A 2,962-nucleotide genomic window follows, 5' to 3' on the forward strand; every position below is an offset into this window, starting at 1 on the left:
GCCTGTGCCGGGGCGGGGGCCTGCGCGGGGGCCGTGGCCGTGGCCGGGGCCGTCACCGGCGGGGCGACGGCGCGGGCGATCAGCGCCTGGGCCTCGGCGTTGCCCGGTTCCCGCTGCAGGGCCGCGGCGACCTGGGAGATCGCGTCCTGTCCGTGCCCCGCGTCGAGGAGGAGCTGGGCGAGGTGCAGGCGCAGGGGCACGTCGTCGGGTGCGGCGTCGACGGCCGCACGCAGGCTCTTGATGAGCGGGGACTCTTCGGACATGGACCAAGGGTAAGCGGGCGCCCGTAAGGGGCTTCTACTTGGACTGGTGATGCCCGTCCTGCCAGTTTTTGTCGCCCTTGCCGCCGGAGCCGCCACCGTCCGAGCCCTTGTTGCCGGAGCCCTTGTTGTCGGTGGGCTTGTCGCCCTTGTCGCCCTTGTCTCCCTTGCCGCCGCCACCCCCGCAGTCGCCACCGCCGCCGTTCGTCACGCCGCTGCCCGAGCAGTCGCCGAGGACGCTCGCCGTGAAGACCGTCTTCCCGTCGACCTTCGCCGTCAGCTTCCCCTGCACGCACGAGTCGTCGTGAAGCCCCGTCACCCGCCCGTAGACGATGATCTTCTGCCCGCCGCTGGTGCGGCCGTCGCAGTCGACGCCGACGGCGTTGACCGGGCGCGGCGAGCCCTTCTCCGTCACTCCGGGGTCCTCGGCCTTGCCCGTGCAGGTCAGCCACTGGACGGGATAGCCGTCGTGCTCCAGGCGGGCGGTGGCCCGCTTGTCGGCGTTCACGGCGACGATCACCGAGTCCAGCCCGCCCGCCCCCTCCTGACGGCAGCCGGTGAGCCCCACCCCCGCCGCGGCCGTGAGCGCCACCGCACCCGCTGCACACAGCACCGATCGTCCCCGTAGGCGCGTCAATGCCCGCATACGCGGCAGTTTCCCACTCTCCGGGGCCGGACGGAAGGCCCGCCCGGTCAGGACGGGCGCCAACTCCGGGTGTTCGACGGGGAGTTCGGCAGCGGGGCGGCGGGCTTGCCCAAGGCCCCGAAGCCGGGCAGCCCGGCGGCGGATCCGACGTCGACGACGGGCTTGAGCAATCTCGCGCGCACAGGCGGAAAACGGTGTGACAGCCGGTGCGGGCGGGCCCGAGGCTGGACGGATGAAGGAACCCCTGCCGGTCTTCGGCATCCATGTGATCCCTTCGGACCCGAAGGATCGGTACGGCAGCCCCGAAGTCCGCCCACTGGCCGACGGCACCGACTTCCTTGAGCGTGACTACGGAGGTGTGATCTGCGGCGACGCACGTACGTGGCTGCTCCCCGGCGGACCGTTCGCCGTGGGGGAAACCCCGCACGAAGTGGAGCTGGCGGCGTGGTGCACGTGTGCTTGCCGCACCCTCGACGTGACGATGCGGCGCGAGGGCGACACGGTGGTCTGGGAATGGGACGAGCCCGGCTCCTCGTATGCCGGCTATGCCGAGTATGCCGACGGGCTCCGGTTCGATGCCGGGCAGTACGACGCCGAGGTGGAGCGAGCCATCAAGGACCGCAGCTGGGAGTGGCCCTCCGCGGCCGTCGCCCGGCTGCTCGGGGACGCCCTTCGCTCCGACGCCGACCGGCTCGACGCATGGACGTGCGAAGTGGGGGCGGTCTGGTCACCCCCGGGGACCCTCGACGAGATACGCCTCTTTTTCCGTGACTACGTGCGGCAGCCCGACGGCTCCTGGGGGTTCAGGGGCCACTTCGGGACCACACGGCCGGTCACGGACGAGGACCCCGCGGCGCAGGCCGAACGCCTCGCGCGGGAGATCATGTCGGGCGACCCGCGCGCGGCGAAGGACATGCGCAGCGAACCCGAGGCGTCCCCCGACGACTGGCTGGGCACCCCCGGCATCTCCGGCCCGAACAGCCACAAGTGGTACGGCCGGGCGCGGCGGCCCGGGCCTCAGCGGCCTCAGGACTGACGACGGAGCCGGCCCGGGGTGGTGCCGAGGCGGTCACGGATGAGGGCGGTGAGGGTGGTGGCGTTCTCGTAGCCGACGCGGCGGGCCACCGCGTCGGTGGGCAGGGCGGTCGTACGGAGGAGATGCGCGGCCTGTTCCAGCCGGATCCGCTGGGCGAAGCGGAGCGGCGAGGTCCCGAGGACGCGGTCGACGGCGCGCTGCAGGGTGCGCTCGCTGACGCCGAGCGTGCGGGCGGCGTCGGCGATGCGCAGAGGATGTTCGAGGTGCTCGCGCACCCAGCGCTCGTACGCGGCGACCATGGGATCGGCACGCGCCAAGTGGCCGGGCACGGCGTAGCTCGCCTGCGTGGGCCGGGGGTCGATGAGCAGATAGCGGGCGGTGAGCTCCGCGAGGGCCGGGCTGGCGTCCCGTACGAGGGAGAGGGCCAGGTCGAGGTGTGCCATGGCGGCGCCGGCCGTGGTGACGCCCGGGGCGCGGGTGAGCGCGTGGGACTCGTCCAGGAGGACGTCCGGGTAGCGCTGCCGGAAGGCAGGCGCGAGCCACCACGTGGTGGTGGCGGCCTGCCCGTCGAGCACGCCGCTCTCGGCGAGCAGGAACGTGCCGGTACAGGCGGCGGCGAGGGGCGTACCGGCGGCGCGGGCCTCCCGCACGAGCGCCCGCTCGGCCTCCCGGTCGGGCGAGCCCACCCACGCGGCGAGCGGCTCGGCGTGCCGGTGCCCGACACCGGGCACGACCAGGACGCGGGGCGGGCGGGTCGCCGCGTCCGGGGTGACGGCGTCCACCCGGTGCCCCGCGGCCGTACGGACGGGCCCGTGCGGGCTGACGCAGGTCACGTCGTAGGCGGGCGGCGGCTCCGCCACCTCGTGGCGCAGCGCGTTGGCCGCCCGCAACACGTCGAGCACGGCCGCGAGCCCGGAGTCGAACACGCCGTCCACGACCAGAACCGAGACGCGGACCGCCGTGGCGGGTACGGGGACCGGGACCGAGATCTTCACGTCGGACACGGTAAGGGCCGGGTGG

The 2,962-nt window shown here is 73.8% G+C and carries 4 protein-coding genes; 1 reads left to right on the forward strand and 3 read right to left on the reverse strand.

The window, feature by feature from the left end; translation table 11 throughout:
* The coding region (locus tag ACSNOG_RS32310; protein WP_436756263.1) for a tetratricopeptide repeat protein at positions 1–263 on the reverse strand (263 nt) is incomplete at its 3' end.
* A 34-nt stretch (positions 264–297) separates the two neighbouring features.
* Positions 298–873, reverse strand: coding sequence for a hypothetical protein (locus ACSNOG_RS32315; protein WP_436756264.1), 576 nt, complete (start codon positions 871–873; stop codon positions 298–300).
* A gap of 265 nt (positions 874–1,138) precedes the next feature.
* Between ACSNOG_RS32315 and ACSNOG_RS32320 the strand changes: the two genes are divergently transcribed.
* Positions 1,139–1,942, forward strand: a complete 804-nt coding sequence (locus ACSNOG_RS32320; RefSeq protein WP_436756265.1) for a hypothetical protein — start codon at positions 1,139–1,141, stop codon at positions 1,940–1,942.
* On the opposite strand, the gene ACSNOG_RS32325 is transcribed toward ACSNOG_RS32320, so the two are convergent.
* Positions 1,933–2,962: GlxA family transcriptional regulator (locus tag ACSNOG_RS32325; protein WP_436756266.1), on the reverse strand; the 1,030-nt coding region annotated here is incomplete at its 5' end. The two genes, ACSNOG_RS32320 and ACSNOG_RS32325, sit on opposite strands and share 10 nt — an antisense overlap.

The organism is Streptomyces sp. URMC 124 (assembly GCF_051386455.1).
Classification (GTDB): Bacteria; Actinomycetota; Actinomycetes; order Streptomycetales; family Streptomycetaceae; genus Streptomyces.